Raw genomic sequence first — 14,069 nt, forward strand, 5'->3', positions numbered from 1 at the left:
ATGAAAAATCTGTCCGCATGAACGCCGCACATCGTCGATTGCGGGAGGCCACGGGCGCCGCGCATGCCCGGGTCGATGCGCTGTTCGGCCGCTTCGACCTCGCCCGTCGCGACGATTATGCCGGGCTGCTCGCCGCCCATGCCGAAGCGTTGCTGCCGGTGGAGGCGCTGCTCGACCAAGGCGGTGCCGAGGCGATCACCGAGGACTGGCCGCAGCGCCGCCGCGCAGGCGTGATCCAGGTCGATCTCGACGCGCTGGGCATCATCCTCCCGGCTCCCGAAAGCGAGGATTCCGTTACGTCGGATGCGGCGATGGCGGGCATGCTGTACGTGCTCGAAGGTTCGCGTCTCGGCGGGCGCTTCCTCGCCCGCAGCATACCGGACAGCTGGCCGCGCGCCTATCTGGGCAGCCACCAGCCGCCGCATATGTGGCCGGAATTACTAGAAAAACTTAATTTGCTCCTGTACGAGCCGGAGGCATTGGAGACTGCCGTCACCGCCGCCAACCAGACCTTCGGGCGGTTCGAGGCCGCCGGCACGAAGTGGCTGGCGAAGGTTGCATAAGTGGACAATGGCGTTTTCCAGGTCGATCTGACCAACTGCGATCGCGAACCAATCCACCAACTGGGGGCGATCCAGCCCTTCGGCTTCCTGATCGCCTTTTCGAGCGACTGGCTGATTAAGCGCGCCTCGGCCAATGTCGCGCAGCATTTCGACCTGTCGGCCGAGGACATGCTCGGCACCCATGCCAGCGACTATCTCGAAGACGAGGCGATCCATGCGCTGCGCAACCGGCTGACGCTGCTGCGCGGTGACGATGCACTGGAGCGGATCTTCGGCATCAAGGCGCTGCGCACCCGCGGCCGCACCTATGACCTCGCGCTCCACATGACCGGCGACACGATCGTGGTCGAGGGCGAGCCGTGCACCTCGGATGCCGCCGGCGACACCGCCAGCACCCTGCGCGCGATGATGGGCCGGCTCGACGAGAAGGAGAAGATCGCCGACTTCTTCCGCGAGGGCGCGCGGCAGGTGCGGGCGCTGACCGGTTTCGACCGGGTGATGGTCTATCGCTTCGAGCGCGACGGATCGGGCGTAGTGGTGGCCGAAGCCGCCCGCAGCGGCATCGGCAGCTTCCTCGACCTTCGCTATCCGGCGAGCGATATCCCGCAACAGGCGCGCAAGCTGTATCTGCGCACGCCGTTCCGGATCATCGCCGACGTGGCGGCCGAGCCGGTGCCGATCGTGCCGCAGCGCGACGAGTTCGGCGCGCCGCTCGACCTGTCACTGTCGGTGCTGCGGTCGGTCTCGCCGATCCATATCGAATATCTCAAGAACATGGGGGTGAAGGCCTCCATGTCGATCTCGATCATCGTCGAGGGCAAATTGTGGGGGCTGTTCGCCTGCCACCATTATGGCGGCCCGCGCTGCCCGGGCTTCGAGCGCCGTTCGATGGCCGAGCTGTTCGGCCAGATGTTCGCGCTCAAGCTGGAGAGCCGCGAGCGCAAGGAACTCTCCGCCTACGAGGCGGCCGCACGCGCGACCAGCGACCGGCTGCTCGCGGCGGTGGCCGGTGACGGCGGGCTGCTCGACGATCCCGAATGGCTGGGTAGTCGGCTCCGGGAAGTGGTGCCGTGCGACGGCATCGCGATCTGGATCGGCGGCAAGGTGGCGTTCAGCGGCATCACCCCGCCGCCCTCGTCCTTCGCCTCGATCACGCGCCGACTGAACGCGATGGCGGCGGGCCGCGTGTTCGCGACCGATCACCTCGCCGAAGTGCTGCCGCAAGCGGCGGAATATGCCGATGTCGGCGCAGGGCTGCTGGCGATCCCGATCAGCCGCTCTCCCCGGGATTATGTGCTTCTGTTCCGGCAGGAACTCGTGCGCACGGTCAACTGGGCCGGTGATCCGCAAAAGCCCGTCGAACTGGGCCCCAATGGCGCACGCCTCACGCCGCGGCAGAGCTTCGAGCTGTGGAGCCAGGAAGTGCGCGGCCGCTCGCTGCCCTTCACCGAGGTGGAACTGCGCATCGCCGAGGTGTTGCGCGCCTCGCTGATCGAAGTGGTGCTGCGCCTGTCCGACGACGCGCAGGAAGAGCGCCAGCGCGCCTCCGAGCGGCAGGAGCTGCTGATCGCCGAGCTCAACCACCGGGTGCGCAATATCCTCGGGCTGATCCGCGGGCTGGTGCGCCAGTCGCGCGCGCCGGGGATGGATACCGCCACCTATATCCGGATGCTCGACGGCCGGATCGAGGCGCTGGCCCGCGCCCACGACCAGATCACCGAGGACAATTGGGGGCCGGCGCCGCTCAGCCGGCTGCTGCGCACCGAGGCGGCGGCCTATCTCGGCGAGCGTTCCGGGCGGCTCGACCAGGACGGGCCGATGGTGCTGCTGCGCCCGGCGGCCTTCTCGACGCTGGCGCTGGTGTTTCACGAACTGATGACCAACTCGGCCAAATATGGTGCCTTGTCGGACAGCGGCACGGTCTCGGTACGCTGGGAGCTGGACGCGCAGGGCGATTGCCGGGTCGAGTGGCGCGAGCGCGGCGGTCCCGTCGTCCAGCCGCCGACGCGCCAAGGCTTTGGCACGACGATCATCCAGCGCTCGGTACCCTATGACCTGGGCGGCAAGGCGACGGTGCGGTATCCGCTAACCGGCTTGGAGGCCGAGTTCTGCATCCCCGCACGGCATGTCGTGCTCGACGGCGACGCAGCCGAGAAGCACGTTCGCGACGTGGAAGAGCCGGTGCCGGTGCCCGTGGGCGGCGAGATGCGCCCGATCCTACGCGGGCCGGTGCTGCTGGTCGAGGACAGCCTGATCATCGCGATGGACGCCGAGGACATCCTGCTGCGCCTGGGCGCCGAGCGGGTGGTGACCGCGGCATCGATCGGCAGCGCGCTCGAGGAAATCGGCGCGGAACAGTTCGACGTGGCGATCCTCGACGTCAACCTCGGCGCCGAGACCAGCCTGCCGATCGCCGATCGCCTTCGCGCGGACGGCGTCCCCTATGCGTTCGCGACGGGCTATGGCGAGCAGCTCCAGCTCGACGCGGACCATGCCGGGGTGCCGGTGCTGCAAAAGCCCTACACGGCGGTGAACATGGCGCGGATGCTGGAAGGGTTGCTGGGCCGATAAGGCCCGAGGACCGATCCCCCCCACCCGAGTGTGGGGGGTAGGTCGGACGCTCAGGCCAGCGCGCCCTGCTGGGTGGGCGGCAGCCGCCGGGCGAGGTCGCCCAGCATCCCCACCGCAGCGCGGCGCATCGGGTGCCAGAAGGCGGAGAGCGACAGCAGCGCCGATCCGATCACCAGCCCGGTGAACGCCGCGCTCAGCTCCACCGCGCCGCTCTGGTGGAACAGCGAGTACATCGCCCACAGCACATAGGCTAGGCTGGAGACGAGCAGCGCGCGCCGGTCGACCGCCAGCGCCACGAAGGCAAAGAACAGGTAGAGCGCAAACACCAAAGCCGCCATCGGCGCGCCGATCTCGCCGTCGAACACGCCAAGCATGTGGAACACCGGGTGCGCGATCAGCGGGGCGGCGGCGAGGTGCAGCCAGAAGGCGACGTCGGCGCGGCGGGTGCGGCGCTCGAGATCGGTCATGTCCCAGCGCATCGCCGCGATGAACGTCGCGATGCCGCCGACCAGCAGGATCGCGTTGACCCAGTCCTTGGCGGCGGGGATCAGCGAGAGGATCAGGCCGACGGACACCCCGACAACGGCGAGCGCGCCGGCTGCGACGGTGATCGGCACCATGAAGCGCCGCCAATGCACCCAGGCCGCAGCTGCGGTGAGGCTGCCCGCCACGGCGGCAATCACCCCGCCGAAGCGCTGCTGCGCGACCTGGCTGGTCAGGTGCAGCGTATCGGTGAGCCACTGGCAGTTGATCACGAACAGGCCCGCAATGGTCGCGCCCGCGCCGCCGACGAAGCCGAGCAGCAGCAGGATCGAGGGCAGGGCGAGCCGGCGCCGCGCGGTGAAATATTCGGCAAGCATCCAGCTGGTCGCCGCTACCGCAGCACCCCCGCCGATGAGGTTGGCACCGATCACACGCGGTTCGGGGCCGCCGCCGGTCAGCATCTCGACCAAGCTGCCGCCCAGCTTGCCAATCGCCAGCAGGATCAGCGCCGCGGCGATGGTGACGAAGATGTCGTTGAAGCCGCTCAGCAGCCGGAAATGCTCTTCGTCCACCGCCGGGGTGGCCCGGCTGGCGGCGACATAGTTGCGGAACGCCGTCGCAGCATCGGGGGTGAGTGCCCCCGCCTCCACGGCGCCTGCCAGTTCGCTTTCGCTATACATCGGCAATCCTCCTTCGCGCATGGGAGAATGCCATGCGTGTATTGCTGATGCAATACGGTGATGCGCGGAGGCCTAATGCTGCAATTTGCTGAGGATCGCCATGGTCTGCTCGGCGCCCGATCCGGGGACGATCTCGCCGGTGCGGTCGGTGATCTGCGCCCATTGCGCGGCGACCGCTTCAGGCGTCGGCTCGGCCAGCACCGCGCCCGGTGTGAGGGTGATATAGGCTGCCTGCACCACGCCCGCGCCGGCGCCGACGATCATGTTGCTCGGCGCTTGCTCGGAGACGAGGAACAGCGCGGCGGGGGCGACATGCTCGGGCGCGAAGGCGGCGAAGGCGGCTTCGGGGAAGAGGTCCTCGGTCATCCGCGTGCCGGCGACGGGCGCGATGGTGTTGACCCGGATGCCGTGCTTGGCGCCTTCGAGGTGCAGCGTCTTGGTGAGGCCCGCGAGGCCGAGCTTGGCGGCGCCATAATTTGTCTGGCCGAAATTGCCGAACAGGCCGGTTGACGAGGCGGTCATCAGGATGCGGCCATAGCCCTGCTCGCGCATCGTCTCCCACACCGCCTTGGTGGCCTTGGCCGAGCCGATCAGATGGACGTCGACGACGAAGGCGAAATCCTCGGGCGTCATCTTGGCGAAGCTCCTGTCGCGGAGCACGCCGGCATTGTTGATCAGGATGTCGATTCGGCCCCAGCGCGCCTTGGCGGCCTCGGCCATCGCGACCATCGCCGCGGCATCGGTGACGCTGCCGCCATCGGCGATCGCCTCGCCGCCGAACGCTTCGATTTCGGCGACCACCGCGGGGGCGGCATCGGAATGTCCGGATCCGTCGCGGCTCGCGCCGAGATCGTTCACCACCACCTTGGCGCCGCGCCGGGCGAGTTCCAGCGCATAGGCACGGCCGATTCCGCCGCCGGCACCGGTGACGATGGCGACGCGGTCGTCGAAGCGGATGGTCATCGGCAATGCTCTCCTACAGAATTTGGGGAGAGCCTAGGGGAGGTTGGCCGCGACGCCAACCTTGCTCCCCGCCCGCGGACGGGAGGGGAGGGAAGGCTTGTGGGCTTACTTGCCGCCGGGCTGGCGACAATGGTCCTTCACGGTGCGCGAGCAGCGCGGATAGCTGGCCGGATCCGACGGCGGCGGCGGTGCGGCGGCAGCGGCCGGGGCAGGCGCAGCTGCGGGCGGCGGTGGTGCCGCAGCGTCCGCCGGTGCCGCCGGCGCGGGCGGTGCGGGCGGCGCGCCCGGGGCAGTCGTGCCCGGCGGCGGGGGCGGCGAGGGGGCGACGCCCGAGCCCGGCGGGGGCGGGGGCGGCGGGGGCGGCGTGGCTTCGCCGGCGCCCGTCGTGCCGGTCATCGGCGCGGGCGGTTCGGCGGGATCGGTCTGCGGGGTCGTCTGGCCCTGCATCGGTGCCGCCGGCGGGGCGGGCTGTGCCTGGGTCTGGCCCGGCGTCGTCTGCTGCGCCGGCATATCCTGCGCGATGGCGGTGCCGCTGAGGACCATCGCCGAGGCGAGAAGCATCCACTTCATCTTGTGTCTCCTTCTTCATCAAAGACGAGGTGCGAACGTCTGCGGCCGCGGATTTGTTGCACCGGTATTTCCGGGAAGGAGCAGGAAGGTGGCAGGGGGAGCGTCATGGCGGCGCCCCCCCCTGCGACGGTTCAGGCGGCGATCATTGGCCTGCCCGCTGGAGGCATTCGTCGGTCTGGCCACGCGTGCAGACGGGATAATGCGCGCGTGCGGGCGGGGGCGGGAAGGCCTCGCTGGGGGTGAGCCGGCTCGGCTCGAACACCACCCGGTCGCCGGGCTGGGGCTGGCCGTTCGCCCACATGGTGGCGGGCGCATAGCCGCCAATCTGGCGGGCGGTGGCGATCGTGCTGACCGGGAAGGTCTGGGCAAGTGCCGGGCTGGCGAGCGTCAACGCGGCTGCAAGTGCAATCAGCTTCATCCGCTGTCTCCTGCAAATCTACACGGGTGTGCAGTTTCACACCCGTTTTGCAGAACGGCACACTGGCTGAAAGTTTCCCGATAAACCGCGGAACACAAAACAGTTCCGCGGTTCATCGTGCGTACAGGTCAGTTGCCCGCGTCGAGCGCATAACCGGCGGAGCGGACCGTGCGGATGATGTCGGGCCGGTTGCCCTTGTTGATCGCCTTGCGCAGGCGGCGGATATGGACGTCGACGGTGCGCGACTCGATGTCACTGTCATGTCCCCACACCGCGTCGAGCAGCCGCTCGCGCGAGAACACCCAGCCCGGATGCTCGAGGAAGTGCTTGAGCAGGCGAAATTCGGTCGGCCCCAGCTGGATCACTTCGCCGCCGCGGCGGACCTTGTGGCCCACCGTGTCCATCTCGATGTCCGAATAAGTGAGCGCCTCGCCAGCCAGCGCCGGACGCACGCGGCGCAGCACCGCGCCGACGCGGGCAACGAGTTCGCGCGGCGAGAAGGGCTTGGTGACATAGTCGTCGGCGCCGGTTTCCAGTCCGCGCACGCGATCCTCTTCTTCGCCCCGCGCGGTCAGCATGATGATCGGCACGTTCGCCGTCTCGGGCATGCGGCGCAGGCGGCGGCACACCTCGATGCCGGAGAGCCCCTCGACCATCCAGTCGAGCAGCACGATGTCTGGCGTCGCCTCCTTGGCGAGCAGCAGCGCTTCCTCGCCGTCGGGGGTGTGCTTCACTTCATAGTCTTCGCGCTTGAAATGCCAGGTGACGAGCTCCGCGATTGCGGCATCGTCTTCCACCAGCAGCATCTTGACCCGTGCCATTATGTTCCCCTCAGCTCCCGCTGCTTTCGCCGGCTTCCGCTTCGGCGAGATAGTGCCCGGTCGCGGCAAAATAGACCATTTCGGCGACGTTGGTTGCGTGGTCGCCGATCCTCTCCAGATTCTTGGCGACGAACAGCAGGTGCGCGACCTGGCTGATCGTCCGCGGATTCTCGACCATGAAGGTCACCAGCGTGCGGAAGATCGAATCGTAGAAATCGTCGAGCGCGGTATCGCTGGCATGGACCTCCGCCGCTGCCTTGGCGTCGCGCGCCGAAAAGGCATCGAGCGCGTTGCGCACCATGTCGGCGGCGAGCTGGCCCATCGCCGGCAGGATCGACACCGCCTCGATCCGCTCCTCGCCCTCGGCATGGATCATCGGCACGCGCTTGGCGATGTTCTTGGCATAATCGCCGATCCGCTCGATCACCGCGGCGATCTTGAGCGCGGCGATCACTTCGCGCAGGTCGTCGGCCATCGGCGCGCGCAGCGCAATGACGCGAACCACGAGCTTTTCCAGCTCGGCCTCCATCGCGTCGATCTGCTTGTCCTTCTTGCGCACCGTCCTGGCGAGCGCCTCGTCGCCGCGCTGCAGCGCCTTCATCGCGTCGTAGATCGCCTGTTCGGCCAGCCCGCCCATCTGCGAGATCAGCGCGCGCAGCTGGCTGATGTCCTGGTCGAACGCCTTGACCGTATGCTCGTGGCCCGATGCCATCAGCCGTACCTTCCGGTGATATAGTCCTTCGTCCGCTCCTCGCGGGGGGCGGTGAAGAGGTTGTCGGTCTCGCCATATTCGACCAGCTGGCCGAGATGGAAGAAGGCGGTGCGCTGCGAGACGCGGGCGGCCTGCTGCATGTTGTGCGTGACGATCACGATCGCGTAGCGGCCGCGCAGCTCGTGGATCAGCTCCTCGATCTTGGCGGTGGCGATCGGATCGAGCGCGCTGGCCGGTTCGTCCATCAGGATCACTTCGGGATCGACCGCGATCGCGCGGGCGATGCACAGCCGCTGCTGCTGGCCGCCCGAGAGCGCGGTGCCGCTGTCGGAGAGGCGGTCCTTCACTTCCTCCCAAAGCCCGGCGCGCTTCAGCGAGCGCTCGACAATGCCTTCCAGATCGCTCTTGGAGGAGGCTAGGCCGTGGATGCGCGGGCCATAGGCGACGTTCTCGAAGATCGACTTGGGGAACGGGTTGGGCTTCTGGAACACCATGCCGACGCGCGCGCGCAGCTGCACCACGTCCATGTCGGCGGCGTAGATGTCCGCGCCGTCCAGCGTGATTTCGCCGGTCACCCGCGCGCTGGCGATGGTGTCGTTCATCCGGTTGAAGGTGCGCAGGAAGGTCGACTTGCCGCAGCCCGACGGGCCGATAAAGGCGGTGACCTTGTCCATGTCGACGTCGATCGACACGTCCTTCACGGCCTGTTTCTGGCCGTAGAACACGCTGACGCCGCGGGCCGACATCTTGTGGGGAGCGGGGGAGGCGGGGGTCATTACCAGCGGGTCTCGAACTTGTTGCGGAGGTAGATGGCGAGCCCGTTCATCGCGAGCAGCACCGCGAGCAGGACGAGGATCGCGGCGCTCGTCTTCTCGACGAAGCCGCGGCTGACCTCGTCGGACCAGAGGAAGATCTGCACCGGCAGCACCGTCGAGGGATCGGTGAAGCCGCCGGGCGCGGTGACGATGAAGGCGCGCATGCCGATCAGCAGCAGCGGCGCGGTCTCGCCCAGCGCGCGGGCCATGCCGATGATCGTGCCGGTGAGGATGCCCGGCATCGCCAGCGGCAGGACATGGTGGAACACCACCTGGATCGGGCTGGCGCCGATCCCGAGCGCGGCGTCACGGATCGACGGCGGCACGCCCTTGATCGCGTTGCGGCTGGCGATGACGATCACGGGCATGATCATCAGCGCCAGCGTCACGCCCCCGACCAGCGGGGCTGAGCGCGGCAGCATCGGGCCGAAGCTGTGCCCGCCGATCTGCCAGGTGCCGAGGAACATCGCGAGCCCGAGCAGGCCGAAGATGATCGAGGGTACCGCCGCCAGATTGTTGATCGAGACCTCGATCAGGTCGGTCCAGCGATTCTTGGGAGCATATTCCTCGAGATAGATCGCCGAGAGCACGCCCACCGGGAACGCGATCAGGAAGGTGATCGCCATGGTGAGCAGCGAACCCTTGAGCGCGCCCCACACGCCGACCGCGACCGGATCGGTCGAGTCCGACTCGCTGAGGAACGTCCAGTTGAAGCCGCGATGGATCGCGCCCTGCCTGGTCAGCCGGGCGACGCCTGCTTCCATCGCCGGGTCGCCGTCCCCGGCCAGCGCCCGGTCGAAGCCGGTGGCGGCGGGGACATAGACGGTCGTACGCCGCTCGAGCAGCGAGGGATCGCGCTTCACCGCGCCGCGCACCGCCAGCCAGGCGCTGGGGGCGAGATAGGTCGCGCCGTCTGCACCGAAGGCGCGGGTCGCGGCATTGTCCACCACGTCCTCCAGCCCCGCGCTTGCGAGCGCGAGATCGGCGGCGGGGGTGGCGAGCTGGCTGCGTTCGATCTTGAGGCCGTCCGCCTTCAGGTCGATCGGCAGCGCCAGTTCGGTGACGGTGAAGCCGCGCCAGCCCTGCGCCACCATGGTGAGCAGCAGGAAGCCGAGGAACGCCGCCGACAGGATCACCGCACCCGCACCCAGCACGCGAAAGCGCCGCTCGGCGGCATAGCGACGGCGGATGCGCTTCTGCATCGCCGGGCTGTTCCAGTCGGTCGGCCGGCGCTCGGCCTGGGCGGCGGGCTTACTCATAGGCTTCGCGATACTTCTTTACGACGCGCAGCGCGACGATGTTGAGCAACAGGGTGATGACGAACAGCGTCAGGCCTAGCGCGAAGGCGGCCAGCGTCTTGGGGCTGTCGAACTCGGCCTCGCCGGTCAGCAGGTCGACGATCTGCTTGGTGACGGTGGTGGCGCTCTGCAGCGGGTTGAGCGTGATCGTCGCGGCGCCCGAGGCGGCCATCACGACGATCATCGTCTCGCCGATCGCGCGGCTGACCGCAAGCAGTACGCCGGCGACCACGCCCGGCAGCGCGGCAGGCACGAGCACGCGCGAGATCGTCTCGCTGGTCGTCGCCCCCATTGCCAGGCTGCCGTCGCGCATCGAGGTCGGCACGGCGGCAAGCGAGTCGTCGGCCATCGAGGAGACGAAGGGGATGATCATCACGCCCATCACGAGCCCGGCCGCCAGCGCGCTTTCCGACGAGGCGAAGGGGTCGCCGAGCAGCACCGCGAGCTTGCGGACGGCGGGCGCGACGGTCAGCGCGGCGAAATAGCCATAGACCACGGTCGGCACGCCCGCGAGCATCTCCAGCGTCGGCTTCATCCAGCGCCGGGTGGTCGCCGAGGCATATTGGGTGAGGTACACCGCGCTCATCAGCCCGAAGGGAATCGCGACCAGCATCGCGATCACCGCGCCGATGAAGAAGGTGCCCCAGAACAAGGGCACCGCACCGAGCGACGCGCCGGGGTCCTTCGCGTCGATCACCTGCGGGCTCCAATGGGTGCCGAACAGGAACTGGGTGATCGGCACCTGCTGAAAGAAGCGCAGCGATTCCCAGAAGAGCGAGACGAAGATGCCGATGGTGGTGAAGATCGCGATCAGCGAGGCGACCAGCAGGCCCATCATCAGCGTGCGCTCCACCTTGGAGCGGGCGCGGAAATCCGCGCGGATGCGGCTGAGCGCGAAGGCGGCACCGGCAAAGGCGAGCAGTACGGCGGCGGCGGTCCCGGTCCAGGCATAGCGGCGGCTGGCGGCGCGCACCACGGGGGCAAGCTGGCGGGCGAGCGGATCGGCCTCGGTCTCGTACGGGTTCTTCGCCACCTCCCGGGCCTGGGCGAGCACCGAATCGCGCTCGAAGGCGAAGTCGGATAGGCCGGCGGCGGCGGGGCTCTGCAGCACGGTCTGGCGGACGAGCCCGGGGCTGATCCCCGACCAGACGACCAGGAACAGCAGCGGCGGCAGGATCGTCCACATGCCGACGAACCAGCCATGCTGCGCCGGCAGCGAATGCAGCCGCTTGGCGCCGCCGCGATCGAAGCGCACCGCACGGGCACGCGCCGTCAGCCAGCCGATCAGCCCCAGGCCGAGGATCAGGAACGATAACGCGAAGGGGTTCACCGGCGGAGCAACTCAGCGGAATGGGGGGCGAGGGGGGGCATCACTTGAGCACGGCCGGATCGAGCGGGGTGAGATCGGCCACGCGCTTCGCCATCTCTGCGCGCATCGCCTCGGGCGCCGCGATCAGCCCGCGCTTCACCAGCGGGCCGCCCGGCCCCCAGAGCGTGGCGTAGAGCGTCAGGAAGTCCTTCAGTCCGGGCACCGCCTTGAGGTGCCGCTTCTTCACATAAAGGTAGAGCGGGCGCGCACCGGGATATTGCCCGTCGGCGATGCTCGCATAGGTGGGCGCGACGCCTTCGATCGGCACGCCGTGCAGCCGATTTTGGTTCTCTTCGAGATAGGAATAGCCGAAGATGCCGAGCGCATTGGGATTCTGCGCCAGCCCCTGGACGATCAGATTGTCGTTCTCGCCCTTGTCGACATAGGGGCCGTCGTCGCGGACGCGGCGGCATTCGGCGTCATAGTGCGCCGGATCGGCCTCCGTCTTCAGCTTGGCGGCGTTCGGATCGGCTTCGAGGCAGCCTGGCGCCAGCATCAGCTCGACGAACGCGTCGCGGGTGCCGCTGGTCGAAGGCGGGCCCATCACCAGGATCGGGATGGCGGGCAGGGCGGGGTTCACGTCGTGCCAGGTGCGCGCGGTGTTGGGCTTGCCCATCGGGTTGGCGGCGAGCGCAAGATACACGTCGCGCTTGCTCAGCCGAAGCTTCGGTCCCTGGTTCGACTCGGCCAACGCCACGCCGTCTAGCCCGATCACGATTTCCAGGATCTCGCCGACCTGGTTCTGCTCGCAGCGATCAAATTCCTTGCGCGTCATTCGGCGCGAGGCATTGGCGATGTCCGGGAACTGCGCGCCCACGCCCTCGCAGAAGCGGCGGAGGCCGGCGCCGCTGCCGATCGATTCGACCACCGGCGCCTTGCGGCCGCTGCGCGCGTTGACGAATGCCTCGGCAACCGCCGTCGTGAAGGGATAGACGGTGGAGGAGCCGACGACGCGGATTTCGCGCGTGGCGCTGCCGTCGCACGCCGAAAGGGCGAGCGTGCCGAAGGCGATCAGCGCTAGACGACCCAGCATCGTCACTTCTTGCTCCCCGAGGATGGCGGTGTTCCGGATCGCGGAGTCTGCGCCTCGCTTCCCACGCATTGCCCATCCGGCAATCGCGTTACGACTTTATGACACTCGGCTCGATCGGCAGCCGCACCGACACGGTGGTGCCGACGCCCACGGTGGAGGCGATATCGAACCGCCCACGGTGTCGCTCGACCACATGCTTGACGATGGCGAGGCCCAGCCCGGTGCCGCCGAGCGAGCGGCTGCGTCCCGAATCGACCCGATAAAAGCGCTCGGTCAGCCGCGGAATATGCTCGGCGGGGATGCCTTCGCCCTGGTCGGCGACGGCGAAGCGGACCATCGTGTCCCCCTCGCTGCGCAGCGACACGGTGACCGGCGTGCCGGCGCGGCCGTACTTCATGGCATTGCCGATCAGGTTGTGGAGCAATTGGCTCAGCTGGGTCCGGTCGCCGCGCACCGGGGGCACCGCCTCGATCTCGGTCACCAGGTCGGCGGCACGCGGGCTGCCCGAAAGCTCCACGCAGACCTGGCCGATCAGGTCGGCGAGCTGCACCGACTCCGCCGGCGCGCGATATTTCTCAGCCTCGATCCGGCTCAACGAGATCAGGTCGCTGATCAGCCGGTCCATGCGCCGCGCCTCGTCGTGCATGATCTTGAGGAAGCGGGCGCGGATCTCCGGCTCCTCCCCGGCGCCGTCCGCCAGCGTCTCGACATAGCCGAGCAGTGAGGCGAGCGGCGTGCGCAGCTCGTGGCTGGCATTGGCGACGAAATCGACGCGCATCCGATCGGCGGTGTAGCTGCCGGTGCGGTCGACGAGATGGACGACGCGCTCGCCGGTCTCCAGCGTGCGGACCCGCATTTCCCAGCGCTGTTCGCGGGTGCCGAGCCCGACCAGGTGGATCGGCGCGCTATGGTCCTCGCCCGGATCGAGCAGGCGTTCGGCGGCAGCGGGGTGGCGGATCGCGAGGCGGACGTCCTCGCCCAGGATATGCTCGCCGAGCAGCGCGCGGGCGGCGGCGTTGGCGGCGATCACGCGGGTGGCGGCGGTCACCAGCACCGGCTCGGCGATCGCCTCGATCACTTCGGCGAAGGCGGGGTCGCGGTCCGCTGCCGCCGCATCGTCGCGGGGGGCGGGGGCGGGATCGCCGCCGATCGCAACGATTAGCACTGCGGCGATCGCGCCGACCAGCAGCACCAGCGTCAGTTGCAGGTCGCCGCCGACCAACAGCCCGACGACCGCCGACAGCGTGGCGACACCCAGTGCGAGGCTGATTCGGAAGCCATGGGCCGAAAGCATGGCGCCTTCTAGCGTGCAATCGTCCCAAGACGAGCCCGTATTTACGATTGCGAAATCGGCGCGGGCGCAGAAGAAGAAGGCGATGGACGATCCCAAATTCGAAGACCTGCCGACCCGTCGGCGCGCGCTGATGCTCGGCGCGGCGAGTGCGGCCGCGATCGTCTCGATCCGCCCGGCGCTGGCGCAGACCAACGCCTCGGTGATGCAGTGCGCGATTCCGGTGACCGATCCAGGCCGCGCGGGCAGCTATATCGCGCCCGACGGTCGCGTCGTGCCGTCGCGCACGCCCGGTGCCTTCCCGGCCCCGGGGCGCAGCTTCAAGGCGCAGGACGTCAAGCGCGCGCTGGGCGGCGGCACGCTGCCGGGTACCGACCCCCAGGCGAGCCGCGCCTATACCAACTATATCCGCCGCCTGCAGCGCGGGACCAGCGGCTTCACCTGCTTCGCCTCGCTGCAGATGCCGCGCGGCTGAGGGCCGG

General features: G+C 68.6%; 14 protein-coding genes. 3 read left to right on the forward strand and 11 right to left on the reverse strand.

Going from position 1 to position 14,069, the window contains the following annotated elements:
* The first annotated feature begins 17 nt into the window (after positions 1–17).
* Together GGR89_RS13790 and GGR89_RS13795 are read left to right on the forward strand one after the other, a co-directional pair.
* A complete protein-coding gene (locus tag GGR89_RS13790; protein ID WP_125977679.1) occupies positions 18–563 on the forward strand; it encodes a biliverdin-producing heme oxygenase in 546 nt (181 codons plus the stop codon).
* Positions 564–3,134, forward strand: a complete 2,571-nt coding sequence (locus GGR89_RS13795) for an HWE histidine kinase domain-containing protein (protein WP_125977677.1) — start codon at positions 564–566, stop codon at positions 3,132–3,134.
* Positions 3,135–3,184: 50 nt separating this feature from the next.
* On the opposite strand, the gene GGR89_RS13800 is transcribed toward GGR89_RS13795, so the two are convergent.
* The 11 genes from GGR89_RS13800 to GGR89_RS13850 all read right to left on the reverse strand — a co-directional run bounded on the left by GGR89_RS13800 (position 3,185) and on the right by GGR89_RS13850 (position 13,590).
* Complete coding sequence (locus tag GGR89_RS13800) at positions 3,185–4,297, reverse strand: hypothetical protein (protein WP_125977675.1); 1,113 nt, start codon at positions 4,295–4,297, stop codon at positions 3,185–3,187.
* A 72-nt stretch (positions 4,298–4,369) separates the two neighbouring features.
* Positions 4,370–5,260 carry an SDR family NAD(P)-dependent oxidoreductase gene (locus GGR89_RS13805; protein WP_125977673.1) on the reverse strand — a complete coding sequence of 297 codons (891 nt, stop codon included), beginning with the start codon at positions 5,258–5,260 and terminating at the stop codon, positions 4,370–4,372.
* Positions 5,261–5,365: 105 nt separating this feature from the next.
* A complete protein-coding gene (locus tag GGR89_RS22050; RefSeq protein WP_206434332.1) occupies positions 5,366–5,830 on the reverse strand; it encodes a Fe-S oxidoreductase in 465 nt (154 codons plus the stop codon).
* Between the two features lie 142 nt (positions 5,831–5,972).
* Entirely contained in the window at positions 5,973–6,248 is a 276-nt protein-coding gene (locus tag GGR89_RS13815) for a hypothetical protein (RefSeq protein ID WP_125977671.1), read from the reverse strand.
* Positions 6,249–6,376: 128 nt separating this feature from the next.
* Positions 6,377–7,069 (reverse strand): phosphate regulon transcriptional regulator PhoB, encoded by a 693-nt coding sequence (gene phoB, locus GGR89_RS13820; protein WP_064314091.1) that lies wholly within the window; start codon positions 7,067–7,069, stop codon positions 6,377–6,379.
* 10 nt (positions 7,070–7,079) lie between these two features.
* Entirely contained in the window at positions 7,080–7,781 is a 702-nt protein-coding gene (phoU, locus tag GGR89_RS13825; RefSeq protein WP_125977669.1) for a phosphate signaling complex protein PhoU, read from the reverse strand.
* Positions 7,781–8,557 carry a phosphate ABC transporter ATP-binding protein PstB gene (gene pstB / locus GGR89_RS13830; protein ID WP_125977667.1) on the reverse strand — a complete coding sequence of 259 codons (777 nt, stop codon included), beginning with the start codon at positions 8,555–8,557 and terminating at the stop codon, positions 7,781–7,783. The genes phoU and pstB overlap by 1 nt, the downstream gene beginning before the upstream one ends.
* Complete coding sequence (pstA, locus tag GGR89_RS13835; protein WP_125977665.1) at positions 8,557–9,855, reverse strand: phosphate ABC transporter permease PstA; 1,299 nt, start codon at positions 9,853–9,855, stop codon at positions 8,557–8,559. Before pstA ends, pstB begins: the two co-directional genes overlap by 1 nt.
* Positions 9,848–11,224 carry a phosphate ABC transporter permease subunit PstC gene (gene pstC / locus GGR89_RS13840; protein ID WP_125977663.1) on the reverse strand — a complete coding sequence of 459 codons (1,377 nt, stop codon included), beginning with the start codon at positions 11,222–11,224 and terminating at the stop codon, positions 9,848–9,850. Before pstC ends, pstA begins: the two co-directional genes overlap by 8 nt.
* Positions 11,225–11,264: 40 nt before the next feature.
* Entirely contained in the window at positions 11,265–12,296 is a 1,032-nt protein-coding gene (locus GGR89_RS13845; protein ID WP_125977661.1) for a substrate-binding domain-containing protein, read from the reverse strand.
* 88 nt (positions 12,297–12,384) lie between these two features.
* The gene (locus GGR89_RS13850; RefSeq protein WP_125977659.1) at positions 12,385–13,590 is read right to left on the reverse strand and encodes a sensor histidine kinase; all 1,206 of its coding nucleotides are present in this window, start codon (positions 13,588–13,590) and stop codon (positions 12,385–12,387) included.
* An 82-nt stretch (positions 13,591–13,672) separates the two neighbouring features.
* Between GGR89_RS13850 and GGR89_RS13855 the strand changes: the two genes are divergently transcribed.
* Entirely contained in the window at positions 13,673–14,062 is a 390-nt protein-coding gene (locus GGR89_RS13855) for a hypothetical protein (protein ID WP_125977657.1), read from the forward strand.
* The last annotated feature ends 7 nt before the right edge of the window (positions 14,063–14,069 follow it).

The organism is Sphingomonas trueperi (genome assembly GCF_011927635.1).
In the GTDB taxonomy this organism is placed as follows: Bacteria; Pseudomonadota; Alphaproteobacteria; order Sphingomonadales; family Sphingomonadaceae; genus Sphingomonas; species Sphingomonas trueperi.

What these genes read in the sequence shown, in the direction of transcription:
- GGR89_RS13790 (WP_125977679.1), top strand. Translation starts at nt 18, where the DNA reads ATGAACGCCGCACATCGTCGATTGCGGGAGGCCACGGGCGCCGCGCAT.
- GGR89_RS13800 (WP_125977675.1), bottom strand. Translation starts at nt 4,297, where the DNA reads ATGTATAGCGAAAGCGAACTGGCAGGCGCCGTGGAGGCGGGGGCACTC.
- GGR89_RS13805 (WP_125977673.1), bottom strand. Translation starts at nt 5,260, where the DNA reads ATGACCATCCGCTTCGACGACCGCGTCGCCATCGTCACCGGTGCCGGC.
- GGR89_RS22050 (WP_206434332.1), bottom strand. Translation starts at nt 5,830, where the DNA reads ATGAAGTGGATGCTTCTCGCCTCGGCGATGGTCCTCAGCGGCACCGCC.
- GGR89_RS13815 (WP_125977671.1), bottom strand. Translation starts at nt 6,248, where the DNA reads ATGAAGCTGATTGCACTTGCAGCCGCGTTGACGCTCGCCAGCCCGGCA.
- phoB (WP_064314091.1), bottom strand. Translation starts at nt 7,069, where the DNA reads ATGGCACGGGTCAAGATGCTGCTGGTGGAAGACGATGCCGCAATCGCG.
- phoU (WP_125977669.1), bottom strand. Translation starts at nt 7,781, where the DNA reads ATGGCATCGGGCCACGAGCATACGGTCAAGGCGTTCGACCAGGACATC.
- pstB (WP_125977667.1), bottom strand. Translation starts at nt 8,557, where the DNA reads ATGACCCCCGCCTCCCCCGCTCCCCACAAGATGTCGGCCCGCGGCGTC.
- pstA (WP_125977665.1), bottom strand. Translation starts at nt 9,855, where the DNA reads ATGAGTAAGCCCGCCGCCCAGGCCGAGCGCCGGCCGACCGACTGGAAC.
- GGR89_RS13845 (WP_125977661.1), bottom strand. Translation starts at nt 12,296, where the DNA reads ATGCTGGGTCGTCTAGCGCTGATCGCCTTCGGCACGCTCGCCCTTTCG.
- GGR89_RS13850 (WP_125977659.1), bottom strand. Translation starts at nt 13,590, where the DNA reads ATGCTTTCGGCCCATGGCTTCCGAATCAGCCTCGCACTGGGTGTCGCC.
- GGR89_RS13855 (WP_125977657.1), top strand. Translation starts at nt 13,673, where the DNA reads ATGGACGATCCCAAATTCGAAGACCTGCCGACCCGTCGGCGCGCGCTG.